Annotated in this window: 19 protein-coding genes; 15 read left to right on the top strand and 4 right to left on the bottom strand. The window is 63.1% G+C overall.

Annotated features, from left to right (window positions below):
- The first annotated feature begins 2 nt into the window (after window positions 1-2).
- The 3 genes from IG122_RS04815 (at window position 3) to IG122_RS04805 (ending at window position 3,026) form a co-directional block, all read left to right on the top strand.
- A complete protein-coding gene (locus tag IG122_RS04815) occupies window positions 3-905 on the top strand; it encodes an ABC transporter permease (RefSeq protein ID WP_319024813.1) in 903 nt (300 codons plus the stop codon).
- On the top strand, window positions 905-1,720 hold the full coding sequence (locus tag IG122_RS04810; RefSeq protein ID WP_193180994.1) for an ABC transporter permease: 816 nt from the start codon (window positions 905-907) through the stop codon (window positions 1,718-1,720). The genes IG122_RS04815 and IG122_RS04810 overlap by 1 nt, the downstream gene beginning before the upstream one ends.
- Window positions 1,721-1,802: 82 nt before the next feature.
- Window positions 1,803-3,026, top strand: coding sequence for an MFS transporter (locus tag IG122_RS04805; protein ID WP_193180992.1), 1,224 nt, complete (start codon window positions 1,803-1,805; stop codon window positions 3,024-3,026).
- 6 nt (window positions 3,027-3,032) lie between these two features.
- Here the strand turns inward: IG122_RS04805 and IG122_RS04800 are convergent, their stop codons facing one another.
- Window positions 3,033-5,441 (bottom strand): methyl-accepting chemotaxis protein, encoded by a 2,409-nt coding sequence (locus tag IG122_RS04800; RefSeq protein ID WP_193180990.1) that lies wholly within the window; start codon window positions 5,439-5,441, stop codon window positions 3,033-3,035.
- Window positions 5,442-5,598: 157 nt separating this feature from the next.
- On the opposite strand from IG122_RS04800, the gene IG122_RS04795 reads away from it, so the two are divergent.
- Window positions 5,599-6,171: a hypothetical protein gene (locus IG122_RS04795; protein WP_193180988.1), complete on the top strand. Its 573-nt coding sequence runs from the start codon at window positions 5,599-5,601 to the stop codon at window positions 6,169-6,171.
- 49 nt (window positions 6,172-6,220) lie between these two features.
- Here IG122_RS04795 and IG122_RS04790 read toward each other — a convergent pair whose 3' ends face one another.
- The 3 genes from IG122_RS04790 to IG122_RS04780 are packed head-to-tail and all read right to left on the bottom strand — an operon-like array spanning window position 6,221 to window position 10,833.
- Window positions 6,221-7,420, bottom strand: a complete 1,200-nt coding sequence (locus tag IG122_RS04790) for an acyl-CoA dehydrogenase family protein (RefSeq protein ID WP_193180986.1) — start codon at window positions 7,418-7,420, stop codon at window positions 6,221-6,223.
- Between the two features lie 12 nt (window positions 7,421-7,432).
- The gene (locus IG122_RS04785) at window positions 7,433-9,232 is read right to left on the bottom strand and encodes an O-linked N-acetylglucosamine transferase, SPINDLY family protein (RefSeq protein ID WP_193180984.1); all 1,800 of its coding nucleotides are present in this window, start codon (window positions 9,230-9,232) and stop codon (window positions 7,433-7,435) included.
- Window positions 9,229-10,833 (bottom strand): GMC family oxidoreductase, encoded by a 1,605-nt coding sequence (locus tag IG122_RS04780; protein ID WP_193180982.1) that lies wholly within the window; start codon window positions 10,831-10,833, stop codon window positions 9,229-9,231. Before IG122_RS04780 ends, IG122_RS04785 begins: the two co-directional genes overlap by 4 nt.
- Window positions 10,834-11,004: 171 nt before the next feature.
- On the opposite strand from IG122_RS04780, the gene IG122_RS04775 reads away from it, so the two are divergent.
- The 11 genes from IG122_RS04775 (at window position 11,005) to IG122_RS04725 (ending at window position 24,154) form a co-directional block, all read left to right on the top strand.
- A complete protein-coding gene (locus tag IG122_RS04775) occupies window positions 11,005-11,820 on the top strand; it encodes a CoA transferase subunit A (protein WP_193180980.1) in 816 nt (271 codons plus the stop codon).
- A gap of 4 nt (window positions 11,821-11,824) precedes the next feature.
- The gene (locus IG122_RS04770) at window positions 11,825-12,574 is read left to right on the top strand and encodes a CoA-transferase (RefSeq protein WP_319024812.1); all 750 of its coding nucleotides are present in this window, start codon (window positions 11,825-11,827) and stop codon (window positions 12,572-12,574) included.
- A gap of 55 nt (window positions 12,575-12,629) precedes the next feature.
- The gene (locus tag IG122_RS04765) at window positions 12,630-13,844 is read left to right on the top strand and encodes a CaiB/BaiF CoA transferase family protein (RefSeq protein WP_193180979.1); all 1,215 of its coding nucleotides are present in this window, start codon (window positions 12,630-12,632) and stop codon (window positions 13,842-13,844) included.
- Window positions 13,845-13,919: 75 nt separating this feature from the next.
- Window positions 13,920-14,318, top strand: a complete 399-nt coding sequence (msrB, locus tag IG122_RS04760; RefSeq protein WP_193180977.1) for a peptide-methionine (R)-S-oxide reductase MsrB — start codon at window positions 13,920-13,922, stop codon at window positions 14,316-14,318.
- 76 nt (window positions 14,319-14,394) lie between these two features.
- The gene (locus IG122_RS04755) at window positions 14,395-15,348 is read left to right on the top strand and encodes a D-2-hydroxyacid dehydrogenase family protein (protein ID WP_193180975.1); all 954 of its coding nucleotides are present in this window, start codon (window positions 14,395-14,397) and stop codon (window positions 15,346-15,348) included.
- Between the two features lie 34 nt (window positions 15,349-15,382).
- Complete coding sequence (locus tag IG122_RS04750; RefSeq protein ID WP_193180973.1) at window positions 15,383-16,732, top strand: NAD(P)H-dependent oxidoreductase; 1,350 nt, start codon at window positions 15,383-15,385, stop codon at window positions 16,730-16,732.
- 90 nt (window positions 16,733-16,822) lie between these two features.
- A complete protein-coding gene (locus tag IG122_RS04745) occupies window positions 16,823-17,683 on the top strand; it encodes an ABC transporter permease (RefSeq protein ID WP_193180972.1) in 861 nt (286 codons plus the stop codon).
- 30 nt (window positions 17,684-17,713) lie between these two features.
- Window positions 17,714-19,045, top strand: coding sequence for an ABC transporter ATP-binding protein (locus tag IG122_RS04740; protein ID WP_193180970.1), 1,332 nt, complete (start codon window positions 17,714-17,716; stop codon window positions 19,043-19,045).
- A gap of 5 nt (window positions 19,046-19,050) precedes the next feature.
- Window positions 19,051-22,002, top strand: a complete 2,952-nt coding sequence (locus IG122_RS04735; protein ID WP_193180968.1) for a hypothetical protein — start codon at window positions 19,051-19,053, stop codon at window positions 22,000-22,002.
- Window positions 21,999-22,988, top strand: a complete 990-nt coding sequence (locus IG122_RS04730; RefSeq protein WP_193180967.1) for a lysylphosphatidylglycerol synthase transmembrane domain-containing protein — start codon at window positions 21,999-22,001, stop codon at window positions 22,986-22,988. Before IG122_RS04735 ends, IG122_RS04730 begins: the two co-directional genes overlap by 4 nt.
- Complete coding sequence (locus tag IG122_RS04725; RefSeq protein WP_193180966.1) at window positions 22,985-24,154, top strand: glycosyltransferase family 9 protein; 1,170 nt, start codon at window positions 22,985-22,987, stop codon at window positions 24,152-24,154. Before IG122_RS04730 ends, IG122_RS04725 begins: the two co-directional genes overlap by 4 nt.

The raw sequence follows: 24,154 nt of genomic DNA, 5'->3' as shown, positions 1-24,154 counted from the left end.
GGGTGGCGGAAATCGCATCCGGCAACGCCACGCGGGAGAACGAGGCTCTGCTGACCCGGCAGGATTGGCGGGAGCGCTGGGCGCTGCTCGGACTGGCCTCGCCGGCGGTGCTGACGGTCATGATCGTGATGGTGATCCCGGTCGGCTGGCTGTTTTATCTCTCCTTCCTGTCCGACGACGGCAGCTTCTCTCTCGAGCATTACGACCGGATGCTCGAGAGCAAGGCTTATGCGCGCATCTTCTGGACCACTTTCAAGGTCAGCTTCCTGACCACCGGGATCTGCATCCTGCTCGGCTATCCGCTCGCCTACTTCCTCTCCCAGCTTCCGAAGCGCGCCGCGGCGCTCTGCATGCTGACCGTGCTGCTGCCGTTCTGGACCTCGCTGCTGGTGCGGACCTACGCCTGGCTGGTGCTGCTGCAGAGCAAGGGGCTGATCAACGAGTGGGGGATCTCCCTCGGGCTCTGGGAAGAACCGCTCGCTCTTGTCCATAACCTGACAGGGACGCTGATCGGCATGGTCCATATCATGCTCCCCTTCCTTGTCCTGCCGCTCTACGGCTCGATGAAGGCAATCAGCGAGGATTACCTGAAAGCGTCGTCGAATCTCGGCGCAGGACCGGTGCAGACCTTCTGGAACATCTTCTTCCCGCTGTCGCTGCCTGGCCTCTTCGCGGGCGCGCTCATCGTCTTTGTGCTCTGCCTCGGCTTCTTCGTCACGCCAGCCGTGCTCGGCGGCGGCAAGGTGATCATGGTGTCCAACCAGATCACCAACAATATCGAGCTGTTCTTCAATTGGGGGGCGGCGAGCGCGCTCGGTGTGGTTCTGCTGGCGATCACGCTGGGCATCCTGTTCGCCGCGTCGCGTCTGCTGAACCTGAACCGCGTTCTCGGGGGAGGGCATTGATGAACTGGCTGAAGCGCCCTGCCTCCGAGACCCAGATCACCCACGGCCAGCGGCTCTGGCTCTACATCGTCGCGTCCGTGATCATGATCCTGCTCGTCGCGCCGACCCTGATCGTCATGCCGATGTCTTTCTCGGCCTCGCAGTATCTCGAATTTCCACCGCGGGAATGGTCGCTGCGCTGGTACGAGCATTACCTGAGTTCGCCAGCCTGGATCGATGCGACCTGGACCTCCCTTAAGGCTGGATTCCTCACCATGTGCGTCGCCACGCCGCTCGGAATCGCGGCGGCCTACGGCCTCCATGTCTCGCGACACCCGCTCGGCCAGTTCTTCTACATCGTCCTCATCACGCCGATCATGGTTCCGGTCATCCTGATCGCCATCGCGGCCTTCTATGTCTTCGTGCAGATCCGGCTCGTGAACAGCTTGTTCGGTCTGGTGATCGCCCACTCGATCCTCGCCTTGCCGCTCGTGCTGATCGTCGTCAGTGCGGCACTGAAGAGCTACGACATGAACCAGGAGATGGCGGCCCGCAGCCTCGGTGCCTCGCGCTTCACCGCCTTCATCGGCATCACCTTGCCGCAGATCCGTTTCTCCGTCCTGACCGCGGCCTTGCTCTCGTTCCTTACCTCCTTCGACGAGGTGATTGTCGCCATGTTCGTTTCCGGCGGGGATAATTCGACCCTCACGCGGAACATGTTCAACGCGCTCCGCGACCAGATCGATCCGACCATTGCCTCGATCTCGACCATCATGATCGTGATCTCTTCGACGCTGTTGATCCTGAGCCAGTTTTTCGGGAAGTCGCGTGACTGAAGTGCCTCAGCAGGGACTATCGGCGAAACTGACGAGCCACTAGGCTGAGAGCGTTCAGTATTTCTGCCGGAGCCGATTCTCGATGGCACTCATCAGCGGAAGGGCGATGGCCGCATCGCTCGGCGTGCTCGCTCTCTGTCTCGGGATGACGGCGCTCGGGCGTGGGGCTGGCGAGAGTTACGCCGTCTTCCTGCTGCCGCTTTCCGGCGATCTCGGCTGGGACCGCTCCTCGGCGACCTCTGTCTATTCCATCTTCATGGCAGCGACGGGATTTTTTGCGCCGCTCGCAGGTCTGTTGTTCGACCGTTTCGGCGGACGCCTCGTCTATGCCGCCGGGCTCGCCGCCCTTGCCGCGGGATACTTCGCTGCCGGTTCGCTTTCCGAACTCTGGCAGTTCCAGCTCGCGATCGGTGTTTTTTGCGGCTTCGGTGCGGCGCTGATCGGGCTTGCGCCGGCACAGGCCGTGGTCAGCCGTTGGTTCGACAAGGGGCTGGCGACTGCGCTTGCGATGACCTACGGCGGTCTCGGTGTTGGCACGCTAATCATGGCGCCGCTGGCGGAATATCTGATCGCGAAACAGGGCTGGCGCCTGGCCTACGAATGGTACGCTACCGTCTTCGCCGTACTCTGCGTCTTCGTCCTGTTCCTCCCCTGGCGGCGGATCGCGGAGGGCGCGGACGGCAATCCGCGGCGCTATTCGCGCGCGCTCGGAAAATCCGGACCGACCCTGCTCGCGGCGCTGAAGACTCCAGCCTTCTGGATGTTTTTCGTCATCTTCTTCGTCACGGCGATGTCGATCTACGGGGTCAGCCTGCAATCGGTCGCCTATCTCGTCAGCGAGGGGATGAGCGAGCGCCAGGCGGCCTTCGCATTCGGGACCGCCGGGATGCTGTCCTTCTTCGGAATGACCCTGACGGGCATGGCAGCGGACAGGTTCGGCCATCGCATCGTCGCGACCGGGAGTTACGGACTGACGGTGATCGCCATCGGGGCGCTCTACCTGCTGCCGTCGGACGGCACCGGCATTCTGCTGGTGATCTATATCGTCTGTTTCGGTCTCAGCATGGGGGCGAGGGGCCCGATCATCACGACGCTGATGGCCCGGCGCTTTTCCGGTTCGGGGATCGGAGCGATCCTCGGCGCGGCGAATTTCGGCCAGGGGATCGGAGCCGCCTTCGGCGCTTTCTCCTCGGGATTTCTGTTCGATTTGAGCGGCGGATACGGGACTGGCTTCGCGGTCTGCACGGCGGCTGCGGTTGTCGGCGCCGGCCTGTTCTGGACGGTCGGCGCCGACAACCGCGCTTGAGTGCCGTTACTTGTTGCGGACCTGGGAGAGGAAGTCCTCGACCTGACGATTGAGGCTTTCGATCTGCTGGGTGAGCTCCCGGGCTCGGCCGCTGACCGCGTCTGCCGCACCGCCGGAAATCTGGGCGCTCTCGTTGACCCCCTCGATATTCCGCGCGACATCGTCGGCGCTCATGCTGGCTTCCTCGATGTTGCGGGCGATCTCCTGGGTGGCGGAGGTCTGCTCTTCCATGGCTGCTGCGATACTGGAGGAGATTTCCCCGAGTTCCTCGATGACCTTGGAAACCTCTTCCATATTGAGCGAGGCGTTGTCGGTTTCCCGCTGGATCGCGCTGACGCGTTCGGAAACCTGTTCGGTCGCCTGCGCAGTCTGGTTGGCGAGATTCTTGACCTCCGACGCGACCACCGCGAAGCCCTTGCCGGCATCGCCGGCGCGGGCCGCCTCGATCGTTGCGTTGAGGGCCAATAGGTTGGTCTGCTCGGCAATATCCTGGATCAGCTGCACCACCTCGGTGATCTCGTCGACCGCCTTACGCAGACTATGCATCAGTTCAACCGACTGTCCGGCGCGGTTTGACGCGTCCCGCGATTTCTCGTTGGAAACGGCGATCTGGCGGCTGATCTCCTGAATTGACGATGTGAGCTCGGACGTGGCCGCTGCGACCGTCTGCACATTGGCGCTCGCCTCGGTCGACGCCGCCGCAACGGCCGCGGCCTGGTCGTGCGTTCTGGAAATAGCGCTCGTCACTTCTGAGGCCGAGCCTTCCATCGTACCGCCGGCATCGGCGACACGCTGAGCTATGGATTTCACCGACTGTTCGAAGCTGTCCGCCAATGCGGTCATTTCTTTTCGCTTTTCTTCCGTCGTCCGGCGTTCGGCGTCTTGCTGCTCGCGTTCCAGCCTTTTCATCTCGTTCGCATTGTCTTTGAAAATCTGGACGGCTTTCGCCATCTGCGCGATCTCGTCCTTGCGCTCGGTCATCGGGATCTCGCTCTCCAGGTCGCCGTCGGCCAACTTGTTCATGGATCCGGTAATGACGGAGATCGGCCGAACAATGCTGCGCGCGATCAGGAACGCGAGAATGAAACCAAGCGCGACACCCCCTCCGGTGCCGATGAGGATGGACTGGAGGGACTGTTCCTTGAGTTCTCTGAGATCGCCGATCTTCTGCTCCTTGAAGCTGCTGGTCAGCGTGGCATTTCGCTCTTCGACCTGATGCATCTCGGCCTCGATCTCAGCCTGCTTGACCAAGGCTTCCGCGACGACATCCACTCTCTCGCGGAAGCTCTTTGCGGCTTTCGCTGCCTGCAGTGCAAGGTCTCCGTATTCTCCCGGCAATGCTTTCTTGATGACGAGGGACTTCGAAAACACAACGGAAACGTAGCCGGCGATATTTTCTTTCTCCGCCTCCCGCTTTTCCGGGTCCGACTCGGCAATGAAGCGGCGCGTTTCGGCCGACATCTCGTCGGCCGCAATCAACATTTCCAGCGCGGCGATGCGCGCGTTCGTCGCCAGCGTACCTTTCTCCGAAGCCTCTTTGTAGGCGGTGTTCGCGTCGGCGAGGGCCTGCTTGCGGTCTTTCGTGATCGCGCCCGCTTCCTGGCCGAGGGCGAGGCTGCTTTCGGAAATGGCGTTGAACATCGCCGTCACGTCGCCGCTCCCGTCCTGGATAGCTTGCACAAGTTCGGAAAACTGTTTCCGGTAGCTGACGGTGATTTGTGCGACCCTTCCCGCGCTGGCCTCGGCCGAAGTTCCCTGTGCGGCTTTCCTGAGCCCAAGAGCGCCGAGGAAGAGGCGCTTGGTACCGGCTTCCAGGGCCGCGCGGTTCTCGTCGTTTCGCTCCAGGCGATATGCGGCCTCCGCGGCGCGGATAGCATTGCTCTCGGCGAGAAGCGTATTGGCAGCAATCATGACGGCAATGCTGCTGTCGCGGGTTTCTGCGGCGTCACGTTCGACGGCGCGGCTCGCCTTGAAGATTTCCTCGGCCCCCACACTGAGTTTTTCCGCGGCGGACCGGATATCCGCCGCCTCGGCGGCCATCGCCGCGGTCACTTCGGCGGTTTCCGTATTCACGGCGAAAAGGTCGCCGAGCTTCGCGTCGTAGGTGGCGAGTTCCGTATTGATTTCGAGGAGTGCCGGGTCGTCCTCACCTTGGGCGACCATTGCTGCCAGCTTGGTTTCAGCGGCTCTGGTCTCGGTCACCGCCGTTTCATAATAGGCGGGATCTCTGCTCATTGCGTACAGTTTGGCCTGAGCGTTGCCCTGTCCGAAGGTGTCGACCGCGTCGAGAAGATTAAGCGTGAGGGTGATGTCTTTGTCGTAACGGGTCAGGCCGAAATACCCTATCAGGCCGACACCTGCAGCGATGAACAACGTGACCGCGAAGCCTGCTGCAATACGAAACCCAATACGCATAATGAACTCCAGCCCGATTTCCAAAAATGTCTTGTCAATCCACTGAATGGTCTAAATTATTACTTAAAATGAGGTTAATAAGCCAAAGAAATTGCAGTTAACCAAAAATTTACATCAATCGGTTGGGATGTCGTGGGCAGCTAAGGAGGAGGTTCCCATGAAATTTCTGATCAAAGCTATGACTGTCGCGGTCGCGATGTTTGTTCTTGCACCGGGTGCGAAGGCGAACGATTTCGAGCCGCAGATCAAGGCATTCTACGAGAGCACTGTGAAGGCATGGCTTTCGGATCCGGCCGTGATCGCCGCCATCAAGGCTCAGAACGGTGAAACGTCGGGCTATGACGCCGCGAAAATCGATACGCTCGACAAGCAGTGGCGCGCAGAGGCGAAGGCCGGCGGCGGTGATCTCGTGAACAAGGTCGCAGGCAATTCCCTGTCAGCCTGGCTCAAAGGCAAGAAAGACGAAGCGGGCGGCAAGATCGCCGAGATCTTCGTCATGGATGCCAAGGGCCTGAATGTCGGCATGAGCGACACCACGTCCGACTACATGCAGGGCGACGAAGGCAAGCACCAGAAGACTTTCGGTGCCGGTGCGGATGCCGTCTTCATCGACGAGGTCGAGTTTGACGAGAGCTCGGGGGCGTTCCAGTCGCAGCTTTCCGCGACCGTCAGCGACGGCGGTTCTCCGATCGGTGCCATTACGGTTGGCGTGAACGTCGAAAAACTCTGAACGTTCTTCCAGGACGTATAAGAAAGGCCGCCGCGAGGCGGCCTTTTTGCTATACGGCGCTGCGTCGGAGCGGATTCATAACCGGATGCCGGTTGGCGTTCTTGAAACCGAGCGCGTCTTCCGCGATCAGCACGCGCTGCACGTTTGGCGTGCCTTCGCCGACGGTCAGCATGTTGACATAGGCGGTCAGCGTGTTGATCGGATATTCCTCGGCCAGTGCGTAGGCGGCGAAGGTATCGCGCGCGGTCTGAGAAGCTTTCTGGGCGACCTCGGAGGCGAGATATTTCGCGCGGGCCGCCGCGCGTGTCGAGCGCTCGCCCTGGTCCATCAGCCAAGCCATTCGCCGCAGCATGAGCCGGGCCGCATCGATGCCAACCGCGACATCGGCGATGGGATGCTGAATCATCTGGTAATGTCCAATCGCCTGGCCGCCGACCTCGCGTTCGCGGGCATAGCGCAGGGTCTCGTCGAAGCAGGCTTGGGCGAGACCGACGAGTCGGCCAGATACGGTTAGACGACCATATTCGAGCGCGTTCAGCGCGATTTTTAGACCGTCTCCCTCGGCGCCAAGGCGGTTCTCCGCCGGAACCCGGAAATCGTCGAGAAAGACCTCGCAGGAGCGGAGACAGTTCGAGAGCGGCCGCATGTCGATCGGTTTCGCGCTATATCCGGGCGTGCTCTTAGGCTCAACGATAAAGGCCGAGATTCCGCGCTTTCCGGCCCCGGGATCAGTCTTCGCGAACAGCACGCCGATATCCGCGGCATTAGAAAAGGTGATCCAGATCTTCGAGCCATTCAGGATATAGCTGTCGCCGTCCCGCCTGGCCGTGGTTCGCATGGCGCCGCCGGGATCGGACCCGCCGCCGGGCTCCGTCAGGGCGAACACGCCGATCTTCCGTCCGGAAATCAGTTCGGGCACGTATTTCCGCGCCTGTTCCGGCGTGCCCCAATTGAAGATGGTGAAGGGGCAGGTCATGGCCTGCATATTCATCGCGTAACCGAAACCGGGCGAAAGCCGCGAGATCTCCTCCGCGATGACCCCGACGGCGGAGAAACCGATCGCGGTGCCGCCGAACTCCTCCGGAAAGGCCGCGCCGAAGAGCCCGGCATCCCCCATCGCCCGGATGATCGGGTAGGGGAATTCGCCGGACGCTTCATAGGCGGCGATGTTGGGAACGATTTCGGTTTCGTACACGCGGTTGACTGTTTCGCGTACGGCTTCGAGGACCGGATCTTCGGTGAAATCCATGAGGCAGCTCCGTCAGGGGGAGATCGTGATGTCGGCGGGAGGGAGATTTTCGCGGGCGAGAAAGACCATCTCCAGATAGGCGCGCTCCAGCGCGGCCGTGTAGTTCCGCATATCGAACAGGGGGGCGGCGTTTCGGGCGCGTTCAAGGTGGCGGCGCAGTGCGGAAAGCCGCTTCGGTGACCTGGCTAGAGCGATGGCAATGTCTGCCTGTTCCTCCGGCGTGCGCGCAATCAGATCGGGAAGGCCGACGGCGGTCAGAAGCGAAGCGCCGACACGCGCCGCGAAGGTTTCTCCCGCGACGGTGACGACAGGAACCCCGCGCCAGAGAGCGTCAGCACCGGTTGTGTGGGCATTGAACCAGGTATTGTCGAGATAGACGTCTGCAAGCGCGAGCCGCGCGACATGGTTTCGGACCGGGACCTTGGATGCAAACACGATCCGCTCTGGCGCGACGCCGGCGGCTTGCGCGGCGATCTGGATATTCGACCGGCAGAGCTCGCCGTGGTCGAGCATCCAGAGGACGCTTCCGGGGACCTCCCGAAGGCAGCCCATCCACGCCGCGAAGGCGTCGGCGGCAATCTTGTTCTGGCTGTGGAAGCCGAGAAAGACCAGTGCATCTTCCGGCAGCCCGACACTCTCGCGGGTCGGCGGCGCCGGAACCGGGCGCGTGCAGTCGAACGGCATGTAGCAGTGAGGCAGGCGCACGACGCGCTCGCTGTAGTTGACCGCGTCCGATTGGCGGATCAAGCGTTCGTCTCCGACGATATAATCGTGCAGACCGCCGCATGTTCCGGGAAATCCAAAATAATTGACCAGGATGGGGGCCGGTCCTAGCGACAACAATCCGAGCGGCCGATCTGCCAGGAAGCCGTCGAGATCGGCGAGAATGTCGATTCCGTCATTTCGAATCCGTTCTGCCTGGGCTTCAGGCGAAAGCCGGCCGAGATCGACCACTTCACCAGCCGACGCGTGGATTGACTCGTTCCAAGCAGCGCGGCCATTCGCGTTCGGCGTGGCATAGACACGGATTTCAAACCGCTCCCGATCGTGCTTTTCGAGGAGCTCGGGCAGTGCCTCGGCCAGCGCGTGGTCTTTCAGGAAGCTGCAAACATAACCGATGCGGATCTTCGCCCCCGGCGTTGTCGAGATCTTCGGCCTTGTAGCGGGGGTGGGCAGGGAGCGGACGATCCTTTCCGCCGCCCTCCGCTGATCGTCCGGGCTCACATGCGGGGCAAGAAGCGTTAGGGGATGGCCCGGCACGTCCCGGATGCGCGCGACCAGGCGAACGATCCGGTCGAAGCGGCAGTCCGGATCATCCATACAGCACAACCAGCGGCGATCGAGGATGAATCCTTGAAGGGCCTCAGCGTAACCCGGACGTAGCAGCACGGCGCGCCTCGAATGCGCGATCGCGGCGTCGAACCGACGTTCTGCACGGGCGATCCGGGAAGCTTCTGCACTGGCGATGCTGTAGGCCGACCAGGCGACGTCGGAGCGAGGATTCGACCAGAGGGCGATGCGCGCGCGCCGCACCGGATTGTCTGCCGTGCCGGCTATTTGCGCGAGGCTTGCATAGGCATTCGCACGCTCCGGGGCGATCAGGAGCGCCTTTCGGATCAGCCGGAATGCGGAAGCGCCATTCGCGTCCTCAAGCTCCATCAATCCGGCGAAGTGAAGCGCTTGGGCGATTCCCGCCGGGTGCCCGCTGGCCTTGGCGACCGCGCGCGCGATCGTAGCCGCGGTTGCGGGATCGCCCCTGTCCAAGGCCGATTTGGCATCGGCGAGCCTCGGAGATGAGGCCGATGCCGTCATCGGCCCCGATTGTCCTCCAGAATCATGTCGGCCGCCTTCTCGCCGATCATCATGGCCGGGGCATTTGTATTCCCGGAGACCACCGTCGGCATGATCGAACAGTCGGCGACGCGCAGGCCACCGATGCCGTGGACCCGGAGGCGGGGATCGACCACGGCTTTCGTGTCGCTGCCCATGCGGCAGGTGCTGGTCGGATGGAAAATCGTGCCGCCCTTCTCGCGGGCATAGGCGAGCAGGGACTCGTCGTCCGTCCGGTCGAGACCGGGCTCGTACTCGTTCTTCAGATATTTCCTGAAGGCCGGCGACTGGGAGATCTTCCGGTTCAGTTTCATCCCGGCGAGGATGGTCTGCCGGTCACCCTCGGTCGAAAGATAGTTCGGCTTGATGCTTGGATATTCTCTCGGATCGCCCGATTTCACCATGATCGTGCCACGGCTTTCCGGACGGAGCTGGCAGACCGAGGAGGTAACCCCGGGGAAGGGATGCAGCAACTGGCCCGGTTTGTCGGCGCTGAAGGGTATGAAATGGAACTGGATGTCCGATGTCTCCAGTTCCTCCCGCGTCTTGGTGAAGACGAAGACCTGGCCGGCACTGATGGTCAGCGGACCCTCGCGGGTAAGCGCATATTGCAGCCCCATCATGATCCGCTTCAGCGGATTGCCGACATCCGTGTTGAGGGACTCGAGGCCGTCGAGCTCGTAGATTGCGCGGACCTGGAAATGGTCCTGCAGATCGTCGCCGACACCCGGCAGATCATGCTGCACCGGGATACCTACGCTGCGGAGATGGGCTGCCGGGCCGATGCCGGAAAGCTGCAGGAGTTGCGGCGAGTTGATGGCGCCGCCGCAGAGCACGATTTCGCGGCCAGCCTCGGCGCGGTATTCGATCCCGTCGCGCAGATAGCGGATGCCGGTCGCGCGGCCATCCTTCAGCTCAAGACCGGAGGCGAGGGCGCGGGTCTCGATGCGGAGGTTCTTGCGGCTGCGGATCGGGTTCAGATAAGCGACAGCTGCACTGCAGCGGCGTCCGTTCCGGCTCGTCGTCTGGTAATACCCGGCGCCGTCCTGAACCGCCCCGTTATAGTCCTCGTTGCGCCTGATCCCGACTTCCTCGCAGGCATCGAGAAAGGCCTCGCAAACCGGCCGCCTGTCCGCGATGTCGGAAACGGAGAGCGGGCCTGAACCGCCGCGCAGTTCGCTTTCTCCGCGCTCGAAGCTCTCCGATTTCTTGAAATAGGGCAGCACGTCCTGCCAGCCCCAGCCCTCGTTGCCGAGTTGGCGCCAGTGATCGTAGTCCTGTTGCTGACCGCGGACATAGAGCAGCCCGTTGATCGAGCTGGACCCGCCGAGCACGCGGCCGCGCGGCCAGATCATGACCCGGTCGTTCACTCCCGGATCCGGCTCGGTCTCGTAGCCCCAGGAAAGGTCGGGGTGGTACATGGTGCGGTAATAGCCGACGGGAACATGGATCCATGGATTCAGATCCTTGCCGCCGGCCTCCAGTAGCAACACCTTGTTCCTCGGGTCGACCGACAGACGGTTGGCGACGACGCAACCGGCGGAACCGGCTCCGACAACTATGTAATCGTAGATCTCGCTCACCCCGAGCCTCCCGGACGCTTTTATTCGTTATTTTGCCGGAGGATATGACGCGCGAACCGGTCCGTCGATGGGGTAAGGCGCCGCGCCGGCGGAAAGAATGTCGTGACCGCTTGTTGCTTTTCAGGCGGTTGGTTTGGCGTAGGATGCGGAAAACTTACCGGAGGAAGGAACATGGACGCCATCCGCCTCGATATTGAGGGGCTTGCGGCCCGGGTGCCGGACGGGGCGAAAATCGCCTTGCCGCCGGACTATTCGTACTGCGCCATGGCGCTCGTCCGCGCGATCATCGCGCGCGGGGTGAAAGATCTGCACATCATCGGCGTGCCAGCCCTCGGGTTTCAGGCGGACCAGCTGATCGGCGCCGGTTGCGTCGCGACGGTCGAGACCGCTGCCGTGACGCTCGGCGAATTCGGCTTGGCGCCCCGTTTCGGTGCCGCCGTCAAGTCAGCCTCGATCCGCATGCTCGACGGGACCTGCCCGGCGATCCACGCAGGCCTTCAAGCTGCGGAGAAGGGCGTTCCCTTCATGCCGCTCCGCGGTGTCATCGGTTCCGATCTAGAGAGGCGCCGCGACGATTGGATCGTCGCCGACAATCCGTTCGCGGAGAACGATCCGATCCTCATGGTCAAGGCGATCCAGCCGGATTTCGCCGTGTTCCATGCACCGCTAGCCGATCGCTTCGGCAATGTCTGGGTCGGTGTCCGGCGCGAGCTGATGCTGATGGCGCACGCCGCGAAGAGCAGCCTGGTGACGGCGGAGAAGATCGTCGACGGCAACCTGCTGGACGATCCGGTCCGCGCCGCTGGGACCATTCCGGGCCTCTATGTCGGTGCGCTCGCGGAAGCGGAGAACGGTGCCTGGCCGCTCGGTATTCCAGGCGGATACGACGCCGATGCGGCCGAACTGGCGCGCTATGTCGAAATGGCGCGCACCGAGGAAGGCTTCGCCGATTATATGGCGGGCAAGAGCAAAGAGGCGGCGGAGTAGGAACGTGAGCAATTCGAAAGACATCCGCGCCGAGGAGATTCTGATCGCGGCGATCGCGGAGATGCTGGACGGCCTGCCGCATATTGCGGTCGGCGCCTCCTCACCCGTGCCGGGCGCGGCGGCGATGCTGGCACGGGCGCGGCATCCGGAAAGGACGCGGGTTTCCGTGCTCGGGAGCGAGAAGAACAACTTCTTCACAGATGGTGGCAAGGAGCTGTTCGACTGTGCCGGGCAGGGGCGGATCGACGCTTTCTTCCTCGGCGGTGCGCAGATCGACGGGCAGGCCAATATCAATCTCGTCTCGGTCGGCGATCCGGACCGCCCGAAAGTCCGTTTCCCGGGTTCCTTCGGCTCGGCCTACATGTATTTCACCGTGCCGCGGGTGATCCTCTTCCGCCTCGAGCACACGCCGCGCACGCTGGTCGAGAAAGTCGATTTCATCAGCGCGCCGGGAACCTCGGAGCCGAACGTCTACCGTCCGGGCGGACCTTATGCGCTGATCACGGACCGGTGTCTCTTCTCCTTCGACCGGGAGAAAGGACGGTTCCGGCTCGCCAGCGTGCATCCGGGACATACCGTCGAGGAAATCCGCGAGCAAACGGGCTTCGATTACGATGAGCCGGCGGAGGTGCCGGATACGCCACTGCCGGATGCGGAGACGCTCGCGGCGATCCGCGGCCCGGTCGCGGAGCAACTCGCGGAAATCTATCCCGCCTTCGCCGCCGAAGTGTTCGGCCTCGGCAAGGCGGCCTAATTATCAGAGCGGACCGAACGCGTCCGGACCAGATCATCGAACGGGGAGTAACGGAATGAGTGGCACTGCGGCATCGGCCGGCGCGCTCAAGGGCATCAAGATCGTCGATTGCACGCGGGTCCTTGGCGGACCCTACTGCACCCAGATGCTGGGCGACCACGGCGCCGAGATCATCAAGATCGAACCGCCGCAGGGCGACGAGGTGCGCGACTGGGGCCCGCCGTTCCACGAAGGCGACGCCTCCTATTTCATCGGTGTGAACCGCAACAAGAAGTCGCTCGGTCTCGATCTCTCGAAGGAAGAGGGCAAGCAGGTTCTGCTGCGCCTGCTGGAGGATGCGGACGTTCTGGTCGAGAACTACAAGCCGGGCTCGATGGAGAAATGGGGGCTCGGCTACGAGGAGGTGCTGAAGGAAAAGTTCCCGAAGCTCGTCCATTGCCGAATCTCCGGTTTCGGCGGCTCAGGACCCTATGGCGGCTTTCCGGGTTATGACGGCATCATCCAGGCGATGACCGGCTGGTTCTCGGTCAACGGCTCCTCGCCGGGCGACCAGACCCGCGTCGGCATTCCGATGGTCGACATGGGAACCGGCCTTTATGCCGCCAACGCGATCATGATGGCGCTGTTCGAGCGGCACAGCTCGGGCCTTGGCCAGTATATCGACATGACGCTCTACGATTGCGGTCTCTCGCTGATGCATCCGCATGTCGCCAACTATTCGCTGTCGGGCAAGGTACCCGGCATCACCGGGAACCAGCACCCCAACATCTCGCCTTACGACAAGTACGAGACCAAGGGCGGCGACATTTTTATCGCCGGCGGCAACGATCGAGCCTGGCAACGTCTGACCGCCGAGCTCGGCAAGCCGGAACTCGGCAACGATCCGCGTTTCAAGACGAATGCGGACCGGCTGGCGAACCGTGCGGCGCTGCGCGAGGAGCTGGAAAAGCTTTTCTCCGCCGCCGACCGCGACGATGTCTGCGACCGGTTGCTCCGCGCGGGCGTGCCCGTCGGGCCGATCCGCGACACGGCGGAGGTCATGGCGCACGAGCATACGAAGCACCGCGACATGGCGGTCGAGAAGGACTGGTACAAGGGTTGGGGTATTCCGATCAAATTCTCCCGCACCCCTGGTTCGGTCCGCTCCGTGCCTCCGAAATTCGGTGCGCATAGCCGAGAGATCCTGGAGGCGCATGGCTTCGCGCCTGACGAGATCCAGGGTCTCGTCGATGGCGGGGTGGTGCTCGAAGAGCGCCGCAAGGGCAAATAGCGGATCGCGGAAAGGTGTCTTGCCTGCTTCGCCGATACGAACAATCTCAGCCCTGACAGAAATCAGGAGGGCATGATGGCCAAGATCGAGAAGAGCGACGCGGAGTGGCGGGAGCAACTCACCGAGGAACAGTTCCTGGTGACCCGGAAGCACGCGACTGAGCGGCCGTTTACCGGCAAATATGCCGAAACGACCGATCCGGGCACCTATACCTGCGTCTGCTGCGGCGAGCCGCTGTTCGAGAGCGAGACGAAATTCGATGCTGGCTGCGGCTGGCCGAGCTTCTATCAGCCGATCGAGGATGCGAACATCGAGACCCAGACGGACCGCAGCCATTTCATGGTGCGGACGGAAGTGCATTGCGCGAAATGCGATGCCCATCTCGGGCATGTGTTCCCGGACGGGCCGCAGCCGACCGGTTTGCGCTACTGCATCAACTCGGCCTCGCTTGACCTGCAGCCAAAAGACGACTGATAACTTGTGAAACGGACATCAAAAAGGTCTGTGAAACAAATAATTAGAATCAACGCTGAATGTGACAGGTGAGGAAATGCCGAAGATCGCGATTCTGGACGATTACGCCAACGTCTCCCTCCGGATGGCGGACTGGGGAAGCCTGCCGGAGGGCTACGAGACGGTCGTTTTCACAGACAATCTCGTCGAGCATGACGCGCTCGTCGAGCGTCTGAAGGATTTCGAGATCGTCTGCGCCATGCGCGAGCGGACGCCGTTCCCGGCCGAAATCTTCCAGCGCCTGCCGAACATGAAACTGTTCGTGACCAGCGGCATGCGCAACAACTCGGTCGATTTCGCCGCCGCCCGCGCCTGCGGGATCCCAGTCTGCGGCACGGCGACAAGCGGTAACACCACCAAGGAGCATACCTGGGCCATGCTGATGGCGCTCGCCCGCCAGGTCGCCCATGACGACCGCATGATGCGGGAAGGCAAGTGGCAGACCAGGATCGGCATCGACCTGATGGGCCGCACGCTCGGCGTCATCGGGCTCGGCAAGCTCGGCAGCCAGGTCTCGGAGATCGCCAAGCTCTTCGGCATGGACGTGGTCGCCTGGTCGCCGAACCTGACCGAGGAGCGCTGCGCCCAGGTCGGCGTGCGCAAGGCGGCGAGCAAGGAGGCACTGCTGCGCGAGGCGGATATCGTCACGCTCCACATCGTGCTGAGCGACCGTTCGCGCCATACGATCGACGCCGCGTCGCTCGCCATGATGAAGCCGACGGCGCTTCTGGTGAACACCTCGCGCGGTCCGATCGTCGACGAAGCGGCGCTGATCGACGCGCTGAAGAACAACCGGATCGCTGGTGCCGCCGTCGATGTTTTCGAGCCGGAGCCGCTGCCGGCGGATCATCCGATCCGCAAGCTCGACAATATCCTGCTGACACCGCACATGGGCTATGTGACGGAAGAGACCTACCGGCTCTTCTACGGCGAAATGGTCGAGGACATCAAAGCCTGGCACGAGGGCAATCCGATCCGCGTGCTGAACTAAGTCCAAATGGATCAAGCGGCCGGGGAGGGATGCGATGAATCTGTCACGGATGCTGCTGCAGCGGGAGAATGACGGCGACCCGGTCCGGGTCGGGATCATCGGCTGCGGCAAGTTCGGCGCCATGTATCTGTCGCAGGCACGCCTGACCAAAGGCGTGCATGTCGTCGGCATCGCCGATCTCAATGTCGCGCGAGCCAAAGAGACACTCGCTCACATCGGCTGGGAGCCGGAGCGTTTCGCAGCATCCAGTTTCGACGAGGCGGAGAAGAGCCGCTCCACCTTCGTCACCGAGGACAGCGCCGCGCTGATCAACAATGGTGGGCTTGACGTGCTGATCGAGGCGACGGGCGATCCGGCCGCAGGCATCAGGCACTGCCTCTCGGCGATCAATCACGGTCTGCACGTGGTCATGGTCAATGTCGAGGCGGACGTGGTCGCGGGACCGCTGCTGGCCCGCAAGGCGGAACTCGCGGGCGTGGTCTACAGTCTCGCCTGGGGCGACCAGCCGGCGCTGATCGCGGAACATGTCGACTGGGCGCGCACCTGCGGTTTCACGGTCGTCTCGGCCGGCAAGGGGACGCGTTATCTGCCCACCTTCCACCAGTCGACGCCGGAGACGGTCTGGGATCACTTCGGCTGGGACCTGGAGGTGGTGAAACGTGGCCGGCTCAATCCGAAGATGTTCAACAGCTTCCTCGACGGGACCAAGTCCGGCATCGAGATGAGCGCGGTCTGCAACGCGACCGGGCTGACGCCGCAGCCGGACGGGCTCGCTTTTCCGCCATGCTCCCGCTTCGATCTTGCGGAGGTGTGCAAGCCGGCCGCATTCGGCGGCACGTTGACCCATTCGGGAACGACAGAGGTCGTCTCCTCGCTCAATCGCGACGGCAGCGAGGTCCCGGGACACCTGCAATACGGCACCTATGTCGTGATTGAGGGCGAGACCGATTACGCGCGCTACTGTTTCGAGGAATATCAGATGCTCCCCGACAGCAGCTTCCGCTTCGCCTCGCTCTACCGGCCCACCCACATGATCGGGCTGGAGCTCGGTGTGTCTGTTGCCTCCGCCGCACTCAGAAAGGAACCGACGGGGTCGCCCGTTACCTTCAATTCGGACGTGGTCGCGACCGCCAAGCGCGATCTGAAGGAAGGCGAGGTCCTGGACGGCGAGGGCGGTTTCTGCGTTTGGGGTAAGCAGACGCCTGCTCGGCGCTCCCTGGATGAAGGTTATCTGCCACTCGGACTTGCCCAGCATGTGAAACTGAAACGCGCGGTCCCGGAGGGGGCGCCGCTCAGATGGGGCGATGTGGACATCGACTCGGATGACGATGCGGTCAAGGTGCGTCGCGAGATGGAAGCGATGTTCGCCGCGCCGAACGCCTGATCGGACGGCCAAAAAAGGCACAATAGCTTCCGGTTGGCTGCCGATCTGGTGTAACAGTCCGGGGCAGTTGTTTGATTCCGGGAGAATTCCATGGGCGGCGCCATCTCGGCTCCGGGCCGGTCGGCCCAAGCGGTCAGTTTCGCGGGCGCACTGTTCGCTCTGGCGGCCAGCCTTCGGAGCAACGGCTTCATCCTGAAGAACATGGTCCGAAGCGAGCTTGCATCGCGCTACCGGAACACCGTGCTGGGCTTTCTCTGGCCGCTGATCAATCCGCTGGTGATGATCCTGATCTATTCCTTCGTCTTCGGCCTGGTCTTCAAGGTGCGCTTCGGTGCGACTCCGAGCCAGTCGGATGTGCCTTACGGCATCGTGTTGTTTTCCGGACTGATGCTGCATGTTCTTCTGGCGGAGACGCTGCTCCGGGCCCAGTCGATCGTGCTGGAAAATCCGAACTACGTGAAGCGGGTGGTCTTCCCGCTGGAGATTCTTCCCGTTGCGGCGCTGTTGAGCAATCTGGTTCACGCCTTCATGGCGCTCGCGGTTCTGGTTGCGGTGATCCTGGGGTATGGCGTGCCGATGCACTGGACGGGGCTGCTGCTGCCGCTCGTCTGGCTGCCCTTCGTCGTGATGCTGGCGGGTCTGGGTCTGCTGGTGGCGTCCCTCGGGGTTTTCATCCGGGATATCGGGCAGGTGCTCGGATTCATGATGACGATCCTTATGTTCGGCAGCTCCATCCTGTTTCCGCCGGAAATGCTGCCGGAGCCGCTGCGTCCATGGCTACTGCTCAACCCGCTCACGATACCGGTCGACGCCTCGCGCGACGTGCTGCTCTGGGGGCATTTTCCGAACTGGGAACGGCTTGGCCTTTATTCCGTTGTGGCGGTCGCCGCTCTCTGGATCGGCTCCTGGTGGTTCCTGCGCACCAAGCGCGGGTTCTCGGAAGTGATGTAGGAGCCGGCTGACGTGCCCGAAGGGTCTGACATGAGCATTCAGGACGGCAACGCCGTCACCCGATCCGGAGACGAGGGCGAACTTGCCATCGATATTTCCGGGATCACAAAGATCTTCAATATCTACCGCCAGCCCCTCGATAGGCTGAAGCAGGCGCTGCTGCGCGGACGGCGAACCTATTTCACGCCCTTCGTCGCGCTCGACGGCGTCTCCTTCCGGGTGAATCGGGGAGAAACCGTGGGCATCGTTGGACGCAACGGATCCGGCAAGTCGACCCTGTTGCAGATCGTCGCCGGGTTGCTGACCGCGACGGAAGGCCATGTAAGCGTGAATGGCCGGGTGTCCGCGCTGTTGGAACTCGGGGCGGGGTTCAATCCGTCCGCCACGGGCCGCGAGAACATTTACATGAACGGTGCGATCCTTGGCCTCTCCAAGGAAGAGATCGATGCGCGTTTCGACGATATCGTCGCCTTTTCGGGTCTGGCGGAGTTTCTCGACCGACCGGTCGAGACTTATTCGAGCGGCATGTATGTGCGGCTCGCTTTCGCCGTCGCGGTCAGCGTCGATCCGGAAATATTCATCGTCGACGAGGCGCTCGCGGTTGGTGACGAGGGCTTTCAGCGCAAATGTTTCGCGCGCATCGAGGAGCTGAAGCGGCGCGGTACCACGATCCTTTTCGTCAGCCATGCGGCCGGGATGATTACCCAGCTTTGCGATCGGGCGGTCCTGCTCGACCGGGGCGAGATGCTGATGGACGGCGATCCGAAAGCTGTGATCGCGAGCTACCACAAGCTGACCCACGCACCTGCCGACCAGTTCGAGTCCGTGCGCGAGGAAATCCGCCGGCATGTCAGCGAGCGCCGGGAAGCGACAGAGACCCACGACGCGGCGATGGTGCCGGAAAGCCGCACCGCCTATGTCAGCCTCGGCGCGGAGATTCAGGATCCGCGCATCGAGACGCTGGATGGCAAGCCGGTCAATCTGCTGGTGCGCGGGCGGCACTACGCGTTCCGCTATCGGGTCGCGTTCTCGGAGGCGCGCGAGCAGGTGATGTGCGCGATGATGATCAAGACGATCCAGGGCGTTCTGCTTGCCGGTCGTTCGACGCACAGCCTGCGCCGCGGCTTGCCGGATTACGCCGCAGGCGAGGTGATCGATGTCGAGTTCGAATTCGTATGCGACCTGACCGCCGGGACCTATTTCCTCAATGCCGGTGTGAACGGGCTCTACGAGAATGAACGGAAATCGCTGCACCGGATCATGGATGCGGCCATGTTCAAGGTGCTTCCGGACGACGACGACACGATCACCGGGCTTGTCGCGCTCGAGATCGTTTCGGGTGTCAGCAAGCGGGACGCCTGAGTGCGATGGAGCGGACCGGGCGCCACGGCAAGTGCGAAGGTCACTGGAGCGAGTGGGCGGCTTCGCTTTGCCTTGGCGCGGCCGTCGCGGCGCTCTTGCAGAAAGTCCATGTCGGCGGGCCCGAGACTCATCCGTCTCCGGTTGTCGGCGAGCTCACGTTCTCCGGTGCCGGCAAGGGCGGTGATTTCCTGCTGGTCTGGGCGTTCGCCGCGGGAACGCTGGGCGCCTTTGCCGCGATTGCCTTTTTCAGGTTTCGGTTTGCCGACGATCCGGAGACGCGTGCTTCCTTTCGTGAATATCTGACTTGGGCGCTACTGCCCGCCGTTTTCTGGTGTGCCTCGCAGGTCCTCGGGAGACCTTTCTCAGGGCCTCCTTATTTCGCCGATCTCAGCCTGCTTCATCTGTCCGCGGCTCTGATCCTTCTCCTGCTTGGCGCTTCGGTTGCCTGCAGGCTGGGACAGCTTGCAGCGGACCGGTACCGCGATTGGGTCGCCGTCGCTGTCGGCGCCCCCGTTTTGGCGGCACTGTCGGCGATCTGCGTGACGACGGCTGGCGCGCGGCTGTTTCTGGTGCCGGAGATGATGTCCGGGCGGGGCGTCGGCGCTTTGGCGGCAGCCGCGTTTCTGCTGGTCTACCTTGGGTCGATTCTGGTGCTCACGGGGCGTCTGCCCGAGCGCTATCTCGGACGGATCTTCGCTGCCGCACAGCTCGGACTGCCGCTTGCATTCTTTGCTTTGATACTGCCGCCGGCTGCGGAGGGACTGCCTTGGGAAAGAACGGCACCTCTGACGGCAGCCTTCCTGGCGGTTCCCGCACTGGCGGCACTTATCGGTTATGCGGCACTTGTCCCGGCCTGGAAGCGCAAGGGCGCGACATTGCCCGTGATGAGCATCGCCGCCATCGCCATACTCGTTCTCTTCGCGGACGGGCGGCCGACGCCCTATGGCATGGACAATCCGCTCGACTATTACCATCACGGGGAGTGGCTGATCCCGTGGCAGCAATGGGCCGGGTTCGGCAAGTTGCCTTATATCGACTACAGCCCGTCCCACGGTCTGGTCGATTACCTTTCGGGAATGGTCAATGGCCTGCTGCTGGACGGGACGCTTGCGGGCTTCGAGCAGTCCCGTCAGCTGGTGCGCGGGGCGTCGACGCTGGCGGCGGCGTTCGCGCTCGGACGGCTTGCCGGGCCGGTGCCGGCGTTGCTCGCACTTCTCCTCTTCCCGGTGACCGGGCGCTACCCGATCTTCATCGCGGTGTTCTGCGGGCTGGTTTTCCTGACAGGGAGAAACCTGCAGTCGCATCCGGTCCGATGGCTCTGGTGTTATCTCGCCGCTGGGATCGCTCTCGTGCTTCTCGCGCCCGGACCCGGAGCGATGGTCGTGATCGCTTGCGCGCCGCTCGCGCTCATCCATCTTTGGAGGGGTGTACGGCAAATGCCGGGCAAGCTCGCGTTCGCTGCGTTTGGCGTTGCCGTGCTGGCCGGAGGGCTGTTTCTGCTTGGCCCGGGCGAGATCGTGCTGGCGCAGATCCGCTTCATGCTGGAGAACCGGCCACTCTACGGCGCGGTGCATGGGCTCGACTGGGCCCACAGCCTGGCGCGCGACTGGCCGGTGAACGGAGCTTTCTGGGAACTTGCACGGAATCTCTGGCTTCCGGCGATGCTGCTGTTGCTGGTCACCGCCGCGATGCGCTTGTTGCGCGGCTGCGCCAACCCCGTGGCCGCGTTGCGCGAGGACCGGCTCGCCGTCTTTGCCGGTGTTGCCGGTCTCTTCATGCTGCTGGTCATTCCTCACACGATCGGCCGCATCGATGCCGGCGGTCCGTCTAGGGCGGGGGCACTCTCGATGTTTGCGCTCGCGCTTGCCGGCATTCCACTTGCCTGGAGCATGGCGGCGAGCGTTCGGACGGGAGCGATCGTCGCGCTCGTTGCGGCGCTCGGCCTGCTCGCACCCGCATTCGCACACAGGCTCAGCGTGACGGAGCTTTTGCGGCTGCCGCAAGCGACGCGCGCGGTGCTGCCTGGCGAGAGCGCCGCCGATGGCGCGGCGATCGGTCTTCCGGCTCTCGGCCGCACGGTTGTCCCTGAGGCGCTGCTTACGCGTATGGTGCCGTTGAAGAGCGCACTCGACGGCTGGCTCAAAGCGGGCGAGACCTATCTCGATCTTTCGAACGCAAACGCCCAATATTTCTACACTGGGCGTGCGGTGCCGATCGAGAGCGGCGCCGTCCTGACACTCCCCGCGGAAGGCATGCAGAGCCGCTCGGTCGCACGGCTGGGCGAGGCGCCGCCGCCCGTCATTTTGCTCGGAACGCTGCCGAGCGGGGCCGGGCCCTTTACCCTGCCGCTCAGGGCACCGCTTCTTGCCGGCTGGGTTTTCGAACAATTGCGGGACGGCATCTATGACGTCGTTTTCGTCGAACCTTTCGTCTTTGCGGTTCGCCCGGACCGGCTGACAGTCCCGGTCCTCTCCGCAACGGCTCAAAGGAACATTCTTGCCAAGCTCTTCGCGCCGCCGCCGCTGGCAAAGCTGCCCTCGGTATGGGGTGCCTCAGCGGACGCGGACTGGTTCGCTTCCAGGTCGGATGTCGAAACGCTCGAAGGGGCAGCGGAGACGCAGACACCCGAACCCGGGCGCCACCGGATTTTCGGAACACAGGCACGGTTCGATATCCAGCCTGGTGCGGATGCCGATTTCCTTCTGTTCGAACTGGCCTGCGAAAAAGGCAGGGGCGCCGGAAAAGGCCGGATCTCCGTGGATGGCGGCAGTTCGCTCGAATTCGACCTCTCGTCCGGCGTGCATGTCGTTCCTCTCGACGTGGACCCGATGGTCCTTTATGCCGGGCGGGTGGAAACTCTTCGTCTCGATCTCGACCTTGATCCGCATTGTGCCGGCGCTACCGTGTCGCACTTTGAGAAAGCCGCGCGCCGTAGCGCCGTCCCGGTGCCGCAGTGAACAGGTCGCTCGTCATCCTTTTGGTGAAGCTCGCGGTCAGCGGCGGGCTGCTCTACTGGGTGCTCGGATCGATCGACCGCACGCGGCTGTTCGATGCGGTTTCCGAACTCGATCCCATGCTCCTCTGCGCGGCATTCGTCGTGCTGGTCATACAATATCCGCTCGGTGCGCTCCGCTGGCGCGAGCTTCTCCGGCTGATCGGGCTGGAGCTGGAAACGCGCGAGGTGATACGGATCCATCTGGTCGGTGTGTTCCTGAACCAGATGCTGCCGTCCGCCCTCGGCGGCGATGCTTACCGCGTCTGGAGCGCCGGGCGCGGCGGTAAAGGATGGGGCAGGGCGGTCTGCTCCGTTCTGCTGGACCGGGTCGCGGCGCTCATGATCCTCGTGCTGCTGCTCGCGGCGATGCTCCCGCACCTGGCGACCATTCTGCCGGATGGACCGGTGACGGAATCTCTGGTGGTGCTGGTGGTCGCGGCAATGATCGTCATGCCGTCCGGCTTCGCGCTGGCGCGCCCGGTCGCACGGGTGCTCGATCGGACCCGCTTCCTGCGCAAGCTGGCGCCGATCGCGATGAACGCGAATCTGCTCTGGGCGGAAGGCGGGGCAAGTCTGCGCATCGCGATCTTCGGCCTGATGACCCAGCTTTCGACCGCGGCCTGCGTCTGGCTCGTCACTCGGGCGGCGGGCGCGGATATCGGTTTCTTCACCGTGCTCGGTCTGACGCTGCCAGTCCTGCTCACCCTCGCCGTGCCGATCTCGATCGCCGGATGGGGGGTCCGGGAAGGAGCTGTGATCTTCGCGCTCGGACTTGTCGGTATCCCGGCAGAGACCGGTCTTCTCATCTCGCTCGTTTGGGGCGCCCTGTCGCTCACCGGAGGCGTGATGTCGGGAGCGGCCTTCCTGCTGCAGGCGCCGGAACGAAAAAAGCTTGCCACCTATGCCGCCGAAGCCGGTGCCCTTGGAGAACGGGACGCAGAGCTTTGAAACTGCGCGCGAAACAGCGTCTGGATGCCTGCGCCGGCGGGTTGGCGATTATTCTCCTGAAGCCGTTCGCACGGGTGCTGGGCCTCGTCCTGCACCGGGATCATGACATTCGTCCGAAGGGCGATATCGTGATCCTCAAGATGCTTGGCGGCGGCAGTCTCGTCCTTGCCTATCCGGCGCTGCTCGGATTGAAGAGGGCATATCCGGAGCGGGAGCTGCGCCTCGTCTGCACCGGCGCGACACGGCCTTTCGCGGAGCTGCTCGGGATTTTCGACGAGATTCACTCGGTCGATGATGGCGGCTCTCTCCTGAAGCTCCTCGGCAGCAGTTTCACGACGCTCCGGGCCGTTTTCCGCTGCGACACGATGATCGATCTCGAGGTCTATAGCCGGCTCTCGACCATCTTCTGTCTGCTGACCCTGGCGCGGAACCGGATCAGCTTCTATCTCGATACGGCCTACTGGCGAAAAGGCCTCGCGACGCATCTGTTCTATTTCAACCGGTCCGGTTCGGCGCCGATGCATTACGCACAGATCGCGCGGGAACTGGGAGCGGAGATCCCGGATGCAGACAAGTGTCGGTCGGCGTTCCTCGCAGCCAACGCCATTGCACTTCGAAACCCGAAGAGCGACGGGCCCGAGAGGATCGGGCTTGCCTGTTTCTGTTCCGATCTCGCACTTGAGCGCATGTTCAGCGCCAGCGAATGGGGAGACTTGCTGGCGCGGGAGATGAAAGGCCGCGATATCTCAATCACCCTGTTCGGTGGACCGGGGGACCGGGAGGCGGGGGAGGAGATGGCGGCCTCGATCCGCACGGCCCTGCCGGGTGTGACGGTCGAGAATGCCTGCGGCCGCTGGCCGCTGAAAGAAACGGCCGCCGAGATCGCGAAGATGGACCGCTTCTGGAGCATCGATACGGGCCTGCTCCACATTGCGCGGCAGATCGGCGTGCCGACGACCTCTTTCTGGGGGCCGACCGCTCCACACACGCTGCTGCAGGACCTTCCGGGAACGGACGAAGCGGTTCACTACAGCGAGCTGCCCTGTTCGCCCTGCGTGCATGTCCATGACGAGCCGCCCTGCGGCGGCACCCGGCCCTGCATGGTGGCGCATCTGAGGGAACTGACCGCGGAAGAGCGCAACCCGGCCTGGGTTGCGCGTTCCTGA

This window comes from Nisaea sediminum (assembly GCF_014904705.1).
GTDB lineage: Bacteria > Pseudomonadota > Alphaproteobacteria > Thalassobaculales > Thalassobaculaceae > Nisaea > Nisaea sediminum.
The sequence above is the reverse complement of the archived record's forward strand: the minus strand, read 5'-3'. Positions and strand labels throughout refer to the sequence as shown.